General features: G+C 61.9%; 12 protein-coding genes. All 12 read right to left on the bottom strand.

Features of this window, described 5'->3' with window-relative positions; translation table 11 throughout:
* Nucleotides 1-3: 3 nt before the first annotated feature.
* Nucleotides 4-1137 carry a glycosyltransferase gene (locus WBK23_RS08275; RefSeq protein ID WP_424483504.1) on the bottom strand — a complete coding sequence of 378 codons (1134 nt, stop codon included), beginning with the start codon at nucleotides 1135-1137 and terminating at the stop codon, nucleotides 4-6.
* Nucleotides 1124-2878: a carbamoyltransferase family protein gene (locus WBK23_RS08270; protein ID WP_424483503.1), complete on the bottom strand. Its 1755-nt coding sequence runs from the start codon at nucleotides 2876-2878 to the stop codon at nucleotides 1124-1126. The genes WBK23_RS08275 and WBK23_RS08270 overlap by 14 nt, the downstream gene beginning before the upstream one ends.
* 14 nt (nucleotides 2879-2892) lie before the next feature.
* The gene (locus WBK23_RS08265) at nucleotides 2893-4353 is read right to left on the bottom strand and encodes a lipopolysaccharide kinase InaA family protein (protein WP_424483502.1); all 1461 of its coding nucleotides are present in this window, start codon (nucleotides 4351-4353) and stop codon (nucleotides 2893-2895) included.
* The gene (locus tag WBK23_RS08260) at nucleotides 4350-5096 is read right to left on the bottom strand and encodes a lipopolysaccharide kinase InaA family protein (RefSeq protein ID WP_424483501.1); all 747 of its coding nucleotides are present in this window, start codon (nucleotides 5094-5096) and stop codon (nucleotides 4350-4352) included. Before WBK23_RS08260 ends, WBK23_RS08265 begins: the two co-directional genes overlap by 4 nt.
* Nucleotides 5093-5827 (bottom strand): lipopolysaccharide kinase InaA family protein, encoded by a 735-nt coding sequence (locus WBK23_RS08255; RefSeq protein ID WP_424483500.1) that lies wholly within the window; start codon nucleotides 5825-5827, stop codon nucleotides 5093-5095. The genes WBK23_RS08260 and WBK23_RS08255 overlap by 4 nt, the downstream gene beginning before the upstream one ends.
* Nucleotides 5827-6822: a glycosyltransferase family 9 protein gene (locus WBK23_RS08250; protein ID WP_424483499.1), complete on the bottom strand. Its 996-nt coding sequence runs from the start codon at nucleotides 6820-6822 to the stop codon at nucleotides 5827-5829. Before WBK23_RS08250 ends, WBK23_RS08255 begins: the two co-directional genes overlap by 1 nt.
* A gap of 53 nt (nucleotides 6823-6875) precedes the next feature.
* Nucleotides 6876-7682: a lipopolysaccharide core heptose(I) kinase RfaP gene (gene rfaP, locus WBK23_RS08245; RefSeq protein ID WP_424483498.1), complete on the bottom strand. Its 807-nt coding sequence runs from the start codon at nucleotides 7680-7682 to the stop codon at nucleotides 6876-6878.
* Nucleotides 7679-8800: a glycosyltransferase family 4 protein gene (locus WBK23_RS08240; RefSeq protein WP_424483497.1), complete on the bottom strand. Its 1122-nt coding sequence runs from the start codon at nucleotides 8798-8800 to the stop codon at nucleotides 7679-7681. Before WBK23_RS08240 ends, rfaP begins: the two co-directional genes overlap by 4 nt.
* Nucleotides 8800-9801, bottom strand: a complete 1002-nt coding sequence (gene waaC / locus WBK23_RS08235; protein WP_424483496.1) for a lipopolysaccharide heptosyltransferase I — start codon at nucleotides 9799-9801, stop codon at nucleotides 8800-8802. The genes WBK23_RS08240 and waaC overlap by 1 nt, the downstream gene beginning before the upstream one ends.
* Before the next feature lies 1 nt (nucleotide 9802).
* Nucleotides 9803-10837 carry a lipopolysaccharide heptosyltransferase II gene (gene waaF / locus WBK23_RS08230; RefSeq protein WP_424483495.1) on the bottom strand — a complete coding sequence of 345 codons (1035 nt, stop codon included), beginning with the start codon at nucleotides 10835-10837 and terminating at the stop codon, nucleotides 9803-9805.
* A gap of 117 nt (nucleotides 10838-10954) precedes the next feature.
* Nucleotides 10955-11878, bottom strand: coding sequence for a branched-chain amino acid transaminase (locus tag WBK23_RS08225; protein WP_424483494.1), 924 nt, complete (start codon nucleotides 11876-11878; stop codon nucleotides 10955-10957).
* An 82-nt stretch (nucleotides 11879-11960) separates the two neighbouring features.
* Nucleotides 11961-14906: a bifunctional [glutamate--ammonia ligase]-adenylyl-L-tyrosine phosphorylase/[glutamate--ammonia-ligase] adenylyltransferase gene (glnE, locus tag WBK23_RS08220; protein WP_424483493.1), complete on the bottom strand. Its 2946-nt coding sequence runs from the start codon at nucleotides 14904-14906 to the stop codon at nucleotides 11961-11963.
* Nucleotides 14907-15109: the final 203 nt, after the last annotated feature.

Here is a 15109-nt window from a genome sequence, read left to right as displayed (position 1 = left end):
ACCTCAGCGCAGGACGACAAATAAGGGAGATGACCAGAACTCGGCACGCACCGCCTGATCAGAGAAACGCTCGGCCAGGCGGTCCTGCATACACTGACGCTTGGCCGGCAATTCTCTGGTGGCTGCCGCCTCGGCAATCAGCTCCACAGCCAGCGCCTTGGCATTGCCCAACGGAAACAGCCGACCAATACCCTGCAGCACTTCGCGACCACCGCCGCAGTCAGTACCGACCAGCGGTACCCCTGCAGCCATGGCTTCCAACAACACCATGCCGAAGGGCTCGTGATCAGAACTCAGAGCAAACAAATCGAACGCCCTGAAATACTTACGACCGTTCGCCACCTGGCCGAGAAAACGCACTGAATCCTTTACCCCCAGTTCGGCGGTAAGGCTTCTCAGCCACGCCTCAAGCCTACCGCTACCCATGATCACCAGCAGGCTGCCTGCTGGCAATTGCGGCAGAGCCTGGGCAAAACCTTTGATCAGAGTGGTCTGATCCTTATCCGGGTGCAGGCGGCCAACGTTGCCGACCACCCAGGCATCCTGCGGCAGCCCTAGATGCTCTCGAGCAGTTTCACGAGAAACCTGCTCGGCCTGCACCGCGGCAATATCAATGCGGTTGTACAGGGTCTCGATACGCTCGAGCGGCCAGCTCGGCAGACAGCCGCGCATATCATCGCGCACGGCATTGGAGACCCCGAGCAAAACCAGGCGCTTGCGAAAGAAGTTGGCGAACAGCTGGCGCGTACGCCGCTTGTAGTCGCCAAACGCATGGTGCACACCGATCACCGGTAGGTCGCTACCCAGTAGAGCAACATAGATCGGCTTGAAACGATGGGCGATGCAGAATCTAAACACCCGCGCCGCACAGATGCGGCGGATATCGCGAATGGCCTTGAGCTTGAGCCCGCGCACATCGCGACTGGAATAATCGAGGAAAATCACCTCATCCGAGGCCGAACCCTGCTCGACTTCCACACTCGGCTTGCCGGTCAGATAGACCGTACAGACCTTGTAGGACGTGCCAACGAACAGCGCGGCGTACTGCCGCGCACAATCGAGGAAGGGGCCGTCGTAGCCATGACAGAACTGCAAGACCCATGGCGACTCGCCTGCTGGCGAGTCAAACGTGGTCATACCAGTCCTTGCCGTCCTTGACCACGAGGATGTCTTCCATGATCAGGTACTGCAGGTCGGAGCCGTAGAACATGTTCAGTGCGTCGGTCGGCGAGCAGATCATCGGCTCGCCACGGCGGTTCAGCGAGGTGTTTAGCGACACGCCGTTGCCGGTGAGTTTCTCCAGTTCCAGCATCATGTCGTAGTAGCGCGGGTTGTACTCACGCTTGAGCACCTGGGCGCGCGAGGTGCCGTCTTCGTGCACCACTTCGCCGACGCGGGTCTTCCACTCTTCGTTGACTTCGAAGGTGAAGGTCATAAACGGGCTCGGGTGATCGACCTTGAGCATCTGCGGGCCGACGGTGTCGAGCATCGACGGGCAGAAAGGCCTCCAGCGCTCGCGGAACTTGATCTGTTCGTTGATCCGATCAGCCACGCCCGGCACGCTCGGGCAACCGATGATCGAACGGCCGCCGAGGGCGCGCGGGCCGAACTCCATGCGGCCCTGGAACCAGGCCACCGGGTTGGCGTCGACCATGATCTTGGCGATGCGCTGCGGCATGTTGTCGATCTGCTTGAAAACCGGCTTGCTCGGGTGGCGAGCGCAGGCGGCGATCACGTCCTCGTTGGAGTACGACGGGCCGAGGTAGACATGTTCCATCTTCTCCACCGGCACGCCGCGCTGGTGCGAGACGTAGGCAGCCGCGCCGACCGCAGTACCGGCGTCGCCGGACGCCGGCTGGACGAACAGTTCCTTCACATCATCGCGGGCGATGATCTTCTGGTTCAGCTTGACGTTCAGCGCGCAGCCGCCGGCGAAGGCGATCTTGCCAGTCTCGCGGATGATGTCGCCCAGGTAGTGCTCCATCATCTGCAACGCCAGCTTCTCGAACAGTGCCTGCATGCTGGCGGCGTAGTGGATGTAAGGGTCATCGGCGATATCGCCCTGACGCTTCGGCCCCAGCCACTCGATCAGCTTCTTGGAGAAGTAGAAGCCCTTGCCGTTTTCTTTATAACGGCGCAGGCCGATGACGTTGGCGTACTCGGTGTTGATGATCAGCTCGCCGTTCTCGAACTTGGCCAGACGCGAAAAATCGTACTTGCTGGCATCGCCATAGGGTGCCATGCCCATCACCTTGAACTCACCGTCGAGCATCTCGAAGCCGAGGAACTCGGTGATCGCGCCGTACAGACCTCCCAACGAATCCGGATCGTAGAACTCCTTGATCTTGTGGATCTTGCCGTTCTCGCCGTAGCCGAAGAAGGTGGTGGCGTACTCACCCTTGCCGTCGATGCCGAGGATCGCGGTCTTCTCGGTGAAACCCGAGCAGTGGTAGGCGCTGGCGGCGTGGGCCAAGTGGTGCTCAACCGGCTCGATCTTGATTTTCTTCAGGTCAAAGCCGAGCTGCTGCAGGCACCACTGGATGTGCTTGTAGTAGCGTTTGTAGCGACGGTTGCCCATCAGGATGGCGTCGAGGGCGCGATCCGGCGCGTACCAGTAGCGCTTGGCGTACTGCCAGCGGGCTTTCTCGAAGATGCTGATCGGGGCGAATGGAATGGCCACGACGTCGACGTCAGACGGCTTGATCCCGGCCTGCTCCAGACAGAACTTGGCCGACTCGTAGGGCATGCGGTTCTTCGCGTGCTTGTCGCGCACGAAGCGCTCTTCTTCGACGGCCGCGATCAGCTTGCCGTCGATATACAGGGCGGCGGAGGGGTCATGGCTGAGGGCGCCGGACAGGCCGAGAATGGTCAGTGCCACTGGTTTTGCCTCTTCTAGTCTGCTGAGCCGACGGCGGGCGTCAGCGGTATACGTTGGTTGAGCAACTGGTGCAGTGCCGAGTCGGCGGGCCAGTTGCGCAGGAAACGGGCGCGATCACGGGCATAGGCCTTGGCGAAGCTGCGCGCACTGCGGTGCTGCTGCATGGCGTCGAGATCGATTAGCGACCAGCGACCCAGGCTTTCATCCCAAAACAGATTGTGCCCCTTGAAATCACCATGGCTGATGCGTTCGCGCAGCAAGGCGGCGAACAAACGATCCAGTGCCAACAGCTCGGTTTCCGGGGGTGTTCCATCTTGGTATGGCTGAAAGCGCGCGATTATATCCTGCCCGCCACAGTATTCGGTAATCAGGTAGGCACGCCCGCGCAACCAGCACCAGCGCCGCTCTAGCACGGCCAGTGGCTGCGGGGTGGCAATGCCGAGCAACTGCAGACGATTGCCCTCAACCCAGCTGTGCCAGGCGCGGCTGGGGCGCCAGAAACGCTTTAGCCAGTGGGCGATGCTCTTCACGTTGTAGCGTTTGACCACCAGCGCACGCCCGCCCAGCTCAACCCGCGCCACGGTGGCCGCACCGCCGGTCTTGTAGATATGGCCGGCCTCGGTGAGCAAATCGAGGTTGTTCAGCAGCGGCTGCAGTTCAGCTTGCTGTTCGCGGCGCACCACCTGCAGGCCGAAGGCACCGATCTTAGCGGCGAACAGGCTGCAGTCACGGGCGATCTTGCGCAGATAATCGCGCAAACGCCATTTGCGCACCTTTTCCACTTCTTTAAGCAACGCTTCCAGCGGCAATGCATGCTCGCCGTTAGCCAGCAGGTAATGCACCAATAGCTCTTCGATAAAGGGCGTCAACTCGGCTGGCAGCTGGGCGAAGAACACCCCAAGGTTTTCCAGCACCTTGCCGCGCGACAATGCTTGACCGGCCGCCTCGACTTGCACCCCTCCGCCGTCGATGACAAACAACTGGCCGTTATGCCGCAGTAGATTGTCCAGATGCAGATCCGCCTGCCACAGCCCCTTGGCATGCATCTGTGCGATGCTAACCAGCGCATCGGCCAGCACCGCCTGCTGATCGGCACTGAGCAGCGGCTGATGCTCCACAGCGCGCCAAGCGTCCCACAGGCTCTGCGCACCCTCTAGGTACTCGAACAGCAGCCAGCCGCCCTCGCCATCACGCAATCCTTCGGCCAGCAGCAGCGGCGTATTCAGCCCTAGTTCGGCGAGCAAGCGCGCACCGTCACGCTCGCGCTGAAAATGCCGCGCAGCCTTGTCGCCCACCAGCAACTTGGCCAGCACCGCCCGCCCACGCCATTCGGCCTGGGCGACATAGCGCTGCCCAGGTAATACGCGCAGCAGACGCTGCAGGGTCAGTTCAGCCGAGCCCGCTGCATCGGCTAGCTCGATGGTCAGCGGCAACTCTGGCGCGCGGCCAGCCTGACTGAGATCCACCAAATTCATCGCCGCGCTTCCTTGTTGCGCCGCCGGGCACCGAGACGCTCACTCCAGCTATTGAGATCAGCAGCATCGCCGAGATAGGCCGCCAGCAACACGCCGACCTCCGCCTCGCTCCACGCACTGGCGCGGCGCAATAACGGTTCCAGATCCTTTACTCGATCACGCTGACCGAACAGCAGCGGGCGGGTCTTTTCCAGATCAATCAGCTGTGCATCGAAGCCTTCAGCGGTCTCGCGCAAAAAAATATGCTTGGGGTAAAAGCAGCCATGCATCTGCCCAGCTTGGTGCAGACGCCGCGCCAGCTCACCACAGGCCTTGAGAATTGCCGCACGACGCACCTCTTCGAGCGCAGCCCAACCGGGTAACCAGGCATCCAGATCCTGCCAGCCATCCAGAGCGCGGGTCAGCAGCACCGCACGCCGCTCGCCAGGCAAATTGCGCTCGGAAAAAAACGCCGCCTGCAGCGCGGGAATGCCCAGCGCCGCATAACGCCGAATATTGCGAAACTCGCGGGAAAAAGTCGGCTCGCCAAAAGGATGCAGCAGACTGCGGGTCAGGTGATTACTCTGACGCTTGAGGTAAAACGCCGCCTCACCCAAATCCAGTCGGTACACACTGCTCCAACCACCGCGCTCGGTATTGGGCTCATCCACCGCCTCCAGCTGTAGCGCCCATAAGGCCTCGAAGCTGGTCAACCTGTGGCGCTCGAGCAAGGCGCGATCCTGCGCCGCAATAAAATCACTCATTCCCTTCCCTCAAAGAATTTCACTATCTGCAACACCCGACGCTTGTCGGCAATGCTTAGACGCTCACGTCGGCAGTACTGCAAGTAGAAGCGCAGGCGCTGGCTGCGTGAAAGCACCTTGCTAGCAACTTTATCCAAACAGGCCAGATCCTTGACGATGCGATAACTGAGGAGCGGCCCCCACCAGAACGCCCCAGTTGGACAATCGATCAGGAACAACTCTTCGCGATCATTGACCAGCAGATTGCGCCACTTCAGGTCGTTATGGGCGAAATGGTGATCGTGCAAAATACGGGTGGCATGTGCCAGTTGCGCACTGATCAACGCCACCCAACGCGAGTCTTGAAAGCGCGGATCCCTGCACGTGGCCATATGGGCCATGTCCAGGGTGTTTTCCAGTTCGCGGGTAATCAAGGCACCGCGCACAAAAGCCCCCAAGCGCCGCTCCAGCCCATAAGCGACGATCGACGCTGTCGGTATGCCCCACTTGGCGAAATTTTTCAGATTCTGCCATTCGGCCTTGACCCGCGGCCGACCGATAAAACGACGCAAGCCCTTGCCGCCACCCCAATAGCGCTTGACGTAATACCGCACGCCCTCGCGCTCAACCAGGATCACCTCGGACAGCGGATCGCGGGTCAGACGCCGCCCCTGTAAGGCGAACACTGCCTCCAGAGAGCCGAACTCAGCATTCAAAACTGTGTAGTCGGGTGCCAGATTCCAGCCTGACATCAGCGCGCCTCGCCCTGCGGCAACACAGCACCGACAGCCGTATAGTTCCCCAGCGCCTCGACAATTCGCCCAACCGGTACAAACGGCCGCCATATGTAGTCGCCATCGAGCCACTTGAAGCGAAAACGCGGGGCCAAAACCATACCCTCGGAATTGAACCCAGGACGCCAGACAAAACTCTCGTAGCGGCGCGCGATAGTAAAGGTACGCAGCCCCATCATCGAGCCCAGATGACCGCCACCCGAATCGTTGGCAATAACCGCTGCCGCACCGGCCATATGCACCATCAAGCCTCGAATATCGGCGAAGCTAAACACGGGGAAGCCTGCGAAACAGGCGTTCAACTCATCCATTTCACTCGGCAGACCGATAAACTCGACCTGCCAACCACGCTTGCGCAAACGCCGGGCCAGACGCAGGAAGCCAACCATGGAGTAATTCTTCTTGCTGTGCGGCGAAGTGGGGAAGATCAATACCCGATTATCGCGCTCGCGGCGCAGGCTGGGGCAGACCATCGCCAGGGAACACGTAACCGGAAGCCCATATACCGTTGCCACATAGCGGTCGACCCACTCACGCATCGACCGGCCTGCGCGTGATTCCAAGCAGAACGGCATACTGGCGGACTTAAAGTACTGCCCGGCCACTGTCACATCGCGGCCCTCTAGGGGGATATCCCGCGGCAGCTTCTTCGCGGTGACATAGGCAATATTGTTGCGTTCCAGGCAGCGCTCACGCTCGACAGGATCTTGCGCCAGATGATTGAAATAGGCGATGACCAGATCGCACTCATCCGCGAGAGACTGCAGGCTCAATCGCTCAGACGGCTCAATCTGCAGCCAGGTAAAAAACTCCCGCGCAGGGAACAGTGGGTTGGAGAAAAAGCGCACCCGTGCACCTGCCTGATGGAACTGCCAGGCCAGGTGCAGATACAGAGTCACATCCCCCAATGCCTTGGGTGGCACCACTGCGACAGTCAATCCCTGGAATTTCATTACACCGCCCCTTCAAAACCATTCGACACGACAGACACCCCATCTATCACCACTCACAGTGCGTCGCCATAGCGCTGCTTGCGCGCATACAGCTTGTCTGCCTTGCGCTCCAGCCAGGTAAGCAAACGCGCTTCTTCACGCAGGATCTGGCGCAACGGCAACTGGAAATAGCCGCGCAGAAAACGCAGCTTGTCGCGCCGGGTCAGGCCGATATCCAGCGCCGAAAAGTACAGCGCGGCCAGATCTTTGTTGCGCCAGCGCAGCGGTGTGGCGCTGCGCACCTGGGCGCGGTGCAGGTCGATCACCGACAGGCGAAAATCGTCGGCAGTTACCGGCTTGTCGGTGTGCAACAGAAAGTGGCAGATATAACAGTCGCGATGATTGACCCCAGCGCGGTGCATATTGCCGACCATGCTCGCCACTTCCTTGATCAGCGCCCACTTAAGCCGTGGCTCGGGCGGTTGCTGCGCCCAGTTCAGGTTCAGTTGTTCGAGGTCGGTGGTCGGCGCCAGCTCTTCAGTGACGATAAAGGAATGCTGCGCCGCCGGGTTGCTGCCGCGTTCGCCGTAGGCCACGGCGGTCATGGTCGCTACACCGACTTCGGTCAGGCGCTCGATTGCTTGCCATTCCTGGCGCGCGCCGAGCACCGGCAGCTTGGCGGTGAGCAGGTTTTTGACAATCTCGCCCCAGCCGATGCCGCGATGAATCTTGACGAAGTAACCACGCCCATCGACTTCGGTGCGCAGCGTGCGGCGGCCTTCCAACTCGCGGTACACCTGCCCCTGCAGAGCCTCGACGGCGACAAACGCATCGCGCCCGGCCCACAGGCTTTTAAAGGGTTCAGCCAGTACCAGTTTCATGGACGCTTCGCCAGGATGATATCGGCCGCATGTTGCGGCATGGAATACAGGTCGGCGCTGTCGGCATAAGCCAAACCGTTGCGGCCCCAAAAAGCACGACGCTGATCGTCGGCGAGCATATCGGCGAGCAGATGATTAAACCGCTCCTGCTCGAACGGCCCGCTCAGCACGCGCCCGGCATCCGCCTCGGCAATGTAGTGGGCGTAGCCGCAGACATCAGTTACCAGCACCGGCAGGCCGGAGACCAGCGCCTCCAGCAGCACGGTGCCGGTGTTTTCGTTGTAGGCCGGATGAATCAGCAGATCGGCACCGAGCAGGAAACGCGGAATATCGCTGCGCCCCTTGAGAATCTGCACCTGATCGGACACGCCCAGCGCCTTGGCCTGCAGCTGGAATGAACGCGGATCATCCTGACCGATGGCAATCAAGCGGGTGCGCTGCTTCAGCTCACGCGGCAAGGCGGCCAGAGCTTTGAGGCTGCGATCCAGGCCCTTGGTCTTAAAACCAGAGCCGATCTGCACCAGCAGCAGGTCGTTATCCGCCAGCTTGAACTCGGCGCGGAATTCGGCGCGAATTTCAGCGGCATTGGCCGGCGCGCGGCGGTCTGCGGCGATACCTGGCGGCAGCAGGTGAAAGCGTTGCAGCGGGGTGTGGTAATGCCTGATAAACAGCGGCTGCTGCACTTCGGAGATCATCAGAATCTCGGTCTTCGATTCGGGCGCAAACACAGCGCGCTCGTAATCGGCAAAGTGTTTGTAACGACCCCAATACTTGTACAGCGGGTTGCGCAGGGTCTGCGCCTTGTCTTCATAGCAGCCGTCGGCGGCATAGTAGACGTCCAGACCGGGCATCTTGTTAAAGCCGATCACCCGATCAACCGGACGCTTGGCCAGGTCAGCCTCGACCCAGGCGGTGAGTTTCTCGTTGCGTTTGTGGTTGAACAGCGCCTTGACCGGCACCACCACCACGTCAAAGCCCGCCGGCACTTCACCTTCCCAGATCGGCGTGTAGACGCGAATCGCATGACCGCGCGCCTGGCATTCCAGGGCGATGCGCAGAAAGTCGCGCTGCAGGCCGCCGAACGGGAAGTATTTGTAGAGGATAAACGCGAGTTGCATCAAACAACGTCCTCGGCCAGCAACAGGGCCTGCAATTGTGTGGCGACACGCTCGGCATCCAGACCGTCGAAACAGGCTTTATGGCGATCACCCGAACCGGCATTCGGCCCCGTGGCGCACAGATGTACCTGACCACGGCCATAGGCACCTACTCGCCCTGGCAGCGTCGGGCCGTACAGGGAAATACTTGGCACATCCAGCGCAGCAGCCAGGTGGCCCAGCCCGGTATCCACCGCCACGCAGGCACTGGCCCCGGCGATTACCTTGGCCACGCCTGCAAGATTTAATTTGGGCAGCACCGCAGCGTTTTCAATGCCGGCGGCGATCCGTTCGGCGCGGGCCTTCTCGGCTTCATTGCCCCAGGGCAGGCGCACCGCCCAACCCTGCGCACTCATCTGCTCAGCCAGCTGGCGCCAGTCGGCTTCGGGCCAGTGCTTACTTGGCCAGGTAGTGCCGTGCAGAAACAGCAGGTAAGGCTGCTGCGCGTGATCGGCCAATTGCGCGCGATTCAGGCCGTAATCGCCAACGCCTGCTGGCAGCGCATAACCCAACGCCTGGGCAAATAACTGGCGGGTGCGCTCAAGGGCATGTTGCTCGCGCGATACGGCATAGCGGCGATCATAGAATCGGCTGGCCAGCGGCTCACGCGCAGAGTCGCGGTCCAGGCCGGCAATCGGGCCTTGGGCATAGCGGGTCAGCCAGGCACTTTTCAGCAGACCCTGAGCATCGATCACCAGGTCGTAGCGGGTCTCGCCCAGGCGTTGCTTAAAGCGCCGCCATTCACCGGTTTTCAGGGTCTGCCAGAGGTGCTTGCGCCAGCGGCGGATGGCCACCGGGATCACCTGGGCCACGGCAGGATGCCAGGCCGGAATTTCGGCGAAGCCCTCCTCCACCACCCAGTCGAACTGAATGCCAGGGATGGCGCGCGCGGCATCGGTTAGCGCCGGCAGGGTGTGCACCACGTCGCCCAGCGACGAGGTCTTGATCAGCAGTACCCGCAAGCTATTCAACCTCGACCGGGTCGCTGACCAGGCGATCCAGCGCCTCGATCACCGGACGTGGCTTGAGCTGGCCCAGGCAGTTGTAATGGCCGAAGCGGCAGGTGCGGTCGAAGCATGGGCTGCACTCCAGCCCCAGGCGGACGATTTCCACCTGCTCGGCCAGCGGTGGGGTAAAGCCCGGCGAGGTCGAGCCGTAGACCGCCACCAGCGGGCGGTTCAGCGCGGCCGCCACATGCATCAGGCCGGAGTCGTTGGAGACCACGGCACCGGCGCAGGAGAGCAGGTCGATGGCTTCGGCCAGGCTGGTGTCGCCGGCCAGGTTAGTAGCTTCCTCGCGCAGGCCTGGAATCAGGCGGGCGCGGATTTCCTCGCCGACCGCATGATCGTTCTTCGAGCCGAACAACCAGACCTGCCAGCCGGCACGGATCTTCAGCTCGGCGACCTTGGCGTAATGCTCGCTCGGCCAGCGCTTGGCTTCACCGAACTCGGCTCCTGGGCACAGCGCCAACACCGGGCGGTCCAGGCTCAGGCCGAACTTGGCCAGCGCCGCGGCGCGACTGACTTCCTCAATACGCAGACTCGGCCGCGGATAAGGCTGCGCCAGCTCGCTACCCGGCTCGAAGGCCAACGCCATAAAGCGCTCGATCATCAGCGGGTAGCGTTCTTTGTCCAGTGTGCGGATATCGTTGAGCAGGCCGTAGCGCAGCTCGCCTTTCCAGCCGGTGCGCTTGGGGATACCGGCGAAGAACGGCACCAGGGCGGACTTGAGCGAGTTGGGCAGCAGAATAGCCTGGTCGTACTGGCCGGCCAGGGACTGGCCGATCTTGCGCCGCGTCGCCAGTTCAAGCACGCCATGGCCGAGCGGGAAGCTCAGCGCCTGGCGCACTTCGGGCATGCGTTCAAGAATCGGCCGACTCCACTCGGGAGCCAACACGTCGATTGCGCAGCCAGGGTGGCGCTGCTGCAGACACTGAAACAGCGTCTGCGCCATCACCATGTCACCCACCCAGCTGGGGCCTACGATCAGTATTTTCATGCCTATCCCAGAAACGACCAAGGAGGCTTTCGCCTCCTGGACATGCTCAACGCTTAACTCAGCAGCGTCACCCCGATGGGTATCGCTACGCTCAACCCACCCTGCGCAGCGTGCCGCTTATTTAACCAAGGTGCGCCATTCGGCGTGGTTGCTGGTCTTGCCAGTTACCAGGTCGAAATAGGCGGTTTGCAGTTTTTCGGTGATCGGCCCGCGACGACCTGCGCCGATCTGCCGGCCATCGACTTCGCGAATCGGCGTGACTTCGGCGGCGGTGCCGGTGAAGAAGGCTTCGTCAGCGATGTACACCTCATCACGGGTGATGCGCTTCTCGATCACCTGCAGGCCGTGCTCGGCGGCCAGAGTCAGAATGGTATTACGGGTAATGCCGTTCAGGCAGGAAGTGACTTCCGGGGTATAGATCACGCCGTTACGCACCAGGAAGATGTTCTCGCCCGAACCCTCGGCCACATAGCCTTCGGTATCCAGCAGCATGGCTTCGTCGGCACCACCGGAGATGGCTTCCTGCAGCGCCAGCATCGAGTTGATGTAGTTGCCGTTGGCCTTGGCACGGGTCATCGAGATATTGACGTGGTGGCGGGTAAAGGAGCTGGTACGCACCTTGATGCCGACCTGCAGGGCTTCATCACCCATATAGGCGCCCCAGTTCCAAGCCGCGACGATCACCTGCACTTTCAAGCCAGTGGCGCGCAGGCCCATGGCTTCAGATCCGTAGAACACCATCGGGCGGATATAGGCGCTTTCCAGGTTGTTCTCACGCACGGCGGCGCGGGTAGCCTGATTGATCTCTTCTTTGCTGAACGGAATCTTCATGCCCATGATGTGGGCCGAATCGAACAGGCGGTCGGTGTGCGCTTCCAGACGGAAGATCGCCGTGCCTTGCGGGGTGTTGTAGGCGCGCACGCCTTCGAACACGCCCATGCCGTAGTGCAGGGTATGGGTCAGCACGTGGGTGGTCGCGTTGCGCCACGGCACCAGCTCGCCGTCATACCAGATCACGCCATCACGATCGGCCATCGACATAGTTGCCTGCTCCTCACATTCGATTCGTCTACGGCACCCGGCGCGACATGCGCCCGGCGCCCTCAATTCAGCTCAAGCCCGGTCAGCTCAAACCCAGCTCCTGCCAGATGCGCAACACCGTGCGCCGCTCGTCGTGAAACTGTTCACCACTGACCACCCCAGGTTGCTTCTGCAACGCCTGGCGATGGGCCGCTGAGCGGTAGGCCTTGTAGGTGTCCTGCAGCAATCGGGCGTCTTCGCCCGGTAACAAACCCACTCGCTCCAACCCTTCCAAAATGCGGATGTTATCGGTGAACTCCAGCAGTTCCGGGTACTGGCGCGACCAGGCCAGGGCCGCGTATTGCACCATAAATTCAATATCGACGATACCTCCGGCGTCCTGCTTGAGGTCGAACGGCGCCGCGGCCTCGAAGGCATTTGCCGCAGTGCCGGCGGCAGTGGCCTTGCTGCCGAGGTTGTCGCGCATCTTCGCGCGCATCTCGCTGACCTCGGTGCGCAGCGTGGCCAGGTCGCGTTCACGCCCCAACACGGCCGCCCGCACCTGTTCGAAAGCGGCACCGACGCGCGGGCAACCGACCAGCACGCGGGCCCGTACCAGCGCCTGATGTTCCCAGGTCCAGGCCTCGCCCTGCTGATAGCGCTCGAACGCGCCGAGCGAGCTGACCAGCAGACCCGCCGCACCCGAGGGGCGCAGGCGCATATCCACCTCGTAGAGCTGGCCGGAGTTGGTCTGGGTGGTCAGCAGGTGAATGATGCGCTGGCCCAGGCGGTTGAAGAACTGCGCGCCGTCGATGGATTTCTCGCCATCGGTTTCCGCGTGCGGATCGCCGTCGTGGATAAACACCAGATCGAGGTCCGAACCATGGCCCAGCTCGATGCCACCGACCTTGCCGTAGCCGACGATGACGAAATCCGGATCGCAGATGCTGCCGTCGGCGCGGCGCGGCGCGCCGTATTTGCTCACCGTATGGCGCCAGGCCAGAGCCAACACCTGATCGAGAATCGCCTCGGCCAGCCAGGTCAGGTAATCGCTGACCTTCATCAGCGGCAAAGTACCGGCAATCTCCGAGGCGGCCACGCGCAGCCGGTGCGCCAGCTTGAAGTGACGCAGCGCTTCCATCTGCTGCTCCAGGTCTTCCTCGGGAATGCGCATCAGCCGTTCACGCAGCTCGGCGGCCAGTTCTGGGGCCAGAGGAGGCTTGAACAAGCGCCCTTCATTAAGCAGCTCATCCAGCAGCAGCGGGAAGCGGGTGATCTGCTCGGCGATCCACGGACTGGCCGCACACAGCGTCAGCAGGCGCTGCAAGGCGCTGGGGTTTTCCGTCAACAGCACCAGATAGGCCGAGCGCCGCGCCACCGCTTCGACCAACGGCAACACCCGCTCCAGCACCAGATCAGGGTTGGCATGCTCCACCGCTTGCGCCAGCAGCCGCGGAATAAAGGCATCCAGGCGCTCGCGACCGAGGCGCTGCATGGCGCGCACCTGATTGCCGCTGCGCAACCCGACCAAGCGCTGCAAGGCCGACTGCGCGTCGACAAAACCGGCTTCCGCCAACTGCCGGCAGGCGGCCTCTTCGTTCTGCATGTCTTCCCAGAGCGGCAGCCACTCGCAGCCGACCACAGCCTCTTCCGCGCCTTCGGCATCCTCGTCGGGATCGGCAATCACCTGGCGGAAATGCCAGTCGACCCGCCCTCGCCAGTACATCAGGCGCTCATGGAACGCCGACCAGCTGTCGAAACCCATAATAAAGGCGACCCGCGCGCGGTCCTGCTCGCTGTCGGGCAGCATCTGCGTCTGCCGGTCATCAATGGCCTGCAGCGCATGCTCGGTGTAGCGCAGAAACTCATAACCCTGACGCAGCTCATCGGTCACCGCCGCCGGCAGGTAGCCCTGTCCTTCCAAAGTGGCCAGCACCTTTAATAGTGGGCGTTGCTGCAGGCTGAGATCGCGACCGCCGTGGATCAGCTGGAAGGCCTGGGCGATAAACTCCACCTCGCGGATGCCTCCGGCACCCAGCTTGATGTTCTCGGCCATGCCCTTGCGCCGCACTTCCTGCTGGATCAGCTGCTTCATCGCGCGCAGCGCTTCGATCGCCGAGAAATCCAGGTAACGCCGATAAACGAACGGCCGCAGCATCTCCAGCAGCTGCGCGCCGGCCGCCTGATCGCCGCCCACTACGCGCGCCTTGATCATTGCGTAGCGCTCCCAGTCGCGGCCCTGATCCTGGTAGTACTGCTCCAGCGCATTGAAGCTGAACACCAGCGAACCGGAGGAGCCGTAGGGGCGCAGGCGCATATCGGTACGGAAGACGAAGCCCTCGACCGTGATCACGTCCAGCGCCTTGATCAGCTTCTGACCGAGACGGATAAAGAACTCCTGATTATCCAGCGGGCGCTTGACGCCCTCGGTCTCGCCGCCTTCGGGATAGCCGAAGATCAGATCGATGTCCGAAGACAGGTTCAGCTCATGCGCACCCAGCTTGCCCATGCCCAGCACCACCATATGCTGCGGCTCGCCAGTGCGGCGGCCAAGTGGTGTGCCGAACTGCGCGCAATGGCGTGGATACAGCCAGTGATAGGCTTGGTCGATACAGGCGTCGGCCAACTCGGAGAGGTCGCGGCAGGTTTCGATCAGATCGGCCTGGCGGCTGATATCGCGCCAGATGATGCGCAGCTGCTGGCGGTTGCGAAAACGCCGCAAGCGCCGACCCAGCTCGTCGTCATCGGCGCATTCGGCCAAGGCCTGGGCCAACTGGCCGCGAAGTTCACCCGCCCGCAGCGCACGCTCCAGCTCGCCGCTGGCGGCCAGGTCGAGGAGCATTTGCGGATCACGCGCGCCCTGCTGCACGACAAAATCGCTGGCCGCGCCCACCCGCTGCAACAGCTCGCACCGCGCCGCCGGCCAGGCCGCAAACTGCTCCGCAGCCGCCGCGGATAACTCGGCAAACGCCTGCTGCAAGGACTGCTCGGCACGCAGGGCAAGAGGGGCAAGGGCAGCGGGTAAAGAGGCCAGCGCGGGCAGGCTCATGGTCTATCCTTTTTAGCGTTCTGCACGCGCACTCGCGGACCAGGCAAATAGCCACCCTGGTGACGGGCGAAGTGCAGGCAGAAAAATAATTGTAGTTTTACTACCAAAGATTGTATCCAAAAGGCTGAAATCGGCATCAGAATGTAGTAAAACTACACGAAGCCGGTCCTACCCCCGGTCAATCCAAGAATTCACGCGGTCCA

The organism is Pseudomonas sp. (assembly GCF_049653025.1).
Classification (GTDB): Bacteria; Pseudomonadota; Gammaproteobacteria; order Pseudomonadales; family Pseudomonadaceae; genus Aquipseudomonas.
The sequence above is the reverse complement of the archived record's forward strand: the minus strand, read 5'-3'. Positions and strand labels throughout refer to the sequence as shown.

Coding starts and splice junctions, on each gene's coding strand:
- WBK23_RS08275 (WP_424483504.1), bottom strand. CDS start 1,137: ATGACCACGTTTGACTCGCCAGCAGGCGAGTCGCCATGGGTCTTGCAG.
- WBK23_RS08265 (WP_424483502.1), bottom strand. CDS start 4,353: ATGAATTTGGTGGATCTCAGTCAGGCTGGCCGCGCGCCAGAGTTGCCG.
- WBK23_RS08260 (WP_424483501.1), bottom strand. CDS start 5,096: ATGAGTGATTTTATTGCGGCGCAGGATCGCGCCTTGCTCGAGCGCCAC.
- WBK23_RS08255 (WP_424483500.1), bottom strand. CDS start 5,827: ATGTCAGGCTGGAATCTGGCACCCGACTACACAGTTTTGAATGCTGAG.
- WBK23_RS08250 (WP_424483499.1), bottom strand. CDS start 6,822: ATGAAATTCCAGGGATTGACTGTCGCAGTGGTGCCACCCAAGGCATTG.
- rfaP (WP_424483498.1), bottom strand. CDS start 7,682: ATGAAACTGGTACTGGCTGAACCCTTTAAAAGCCTGTGGGCCGGGCGC.
- WBK23_RS08240 (WP_424483497.1), bottom strand. CDS start 8,800: ATGCAACTCGCGTTTATCCTCTACAAATACTTCCCGTTCGGCGGCCTG.
- waaF (WP_424483495.1), bottom strand. CDS start 10,837: ATGAAAATACTGATCGTAGGCCCCAGCTGGGTGGGTGACATGGTGATG.
- WBK23_RS08225 (WP_424483494.1), bottom strand. CDS start 11,878: ATGTCGATGGCCGATCGTGATGGCGTGATCTGGTATGACGGCGAGCTG.
- glnE (WP_424483493.1), bottom strand. CDS start 14,906: ATGAGCCTGCCCGCGCTGGCCTCTTTACCCGCTGCCCTTGCCCCTCTT.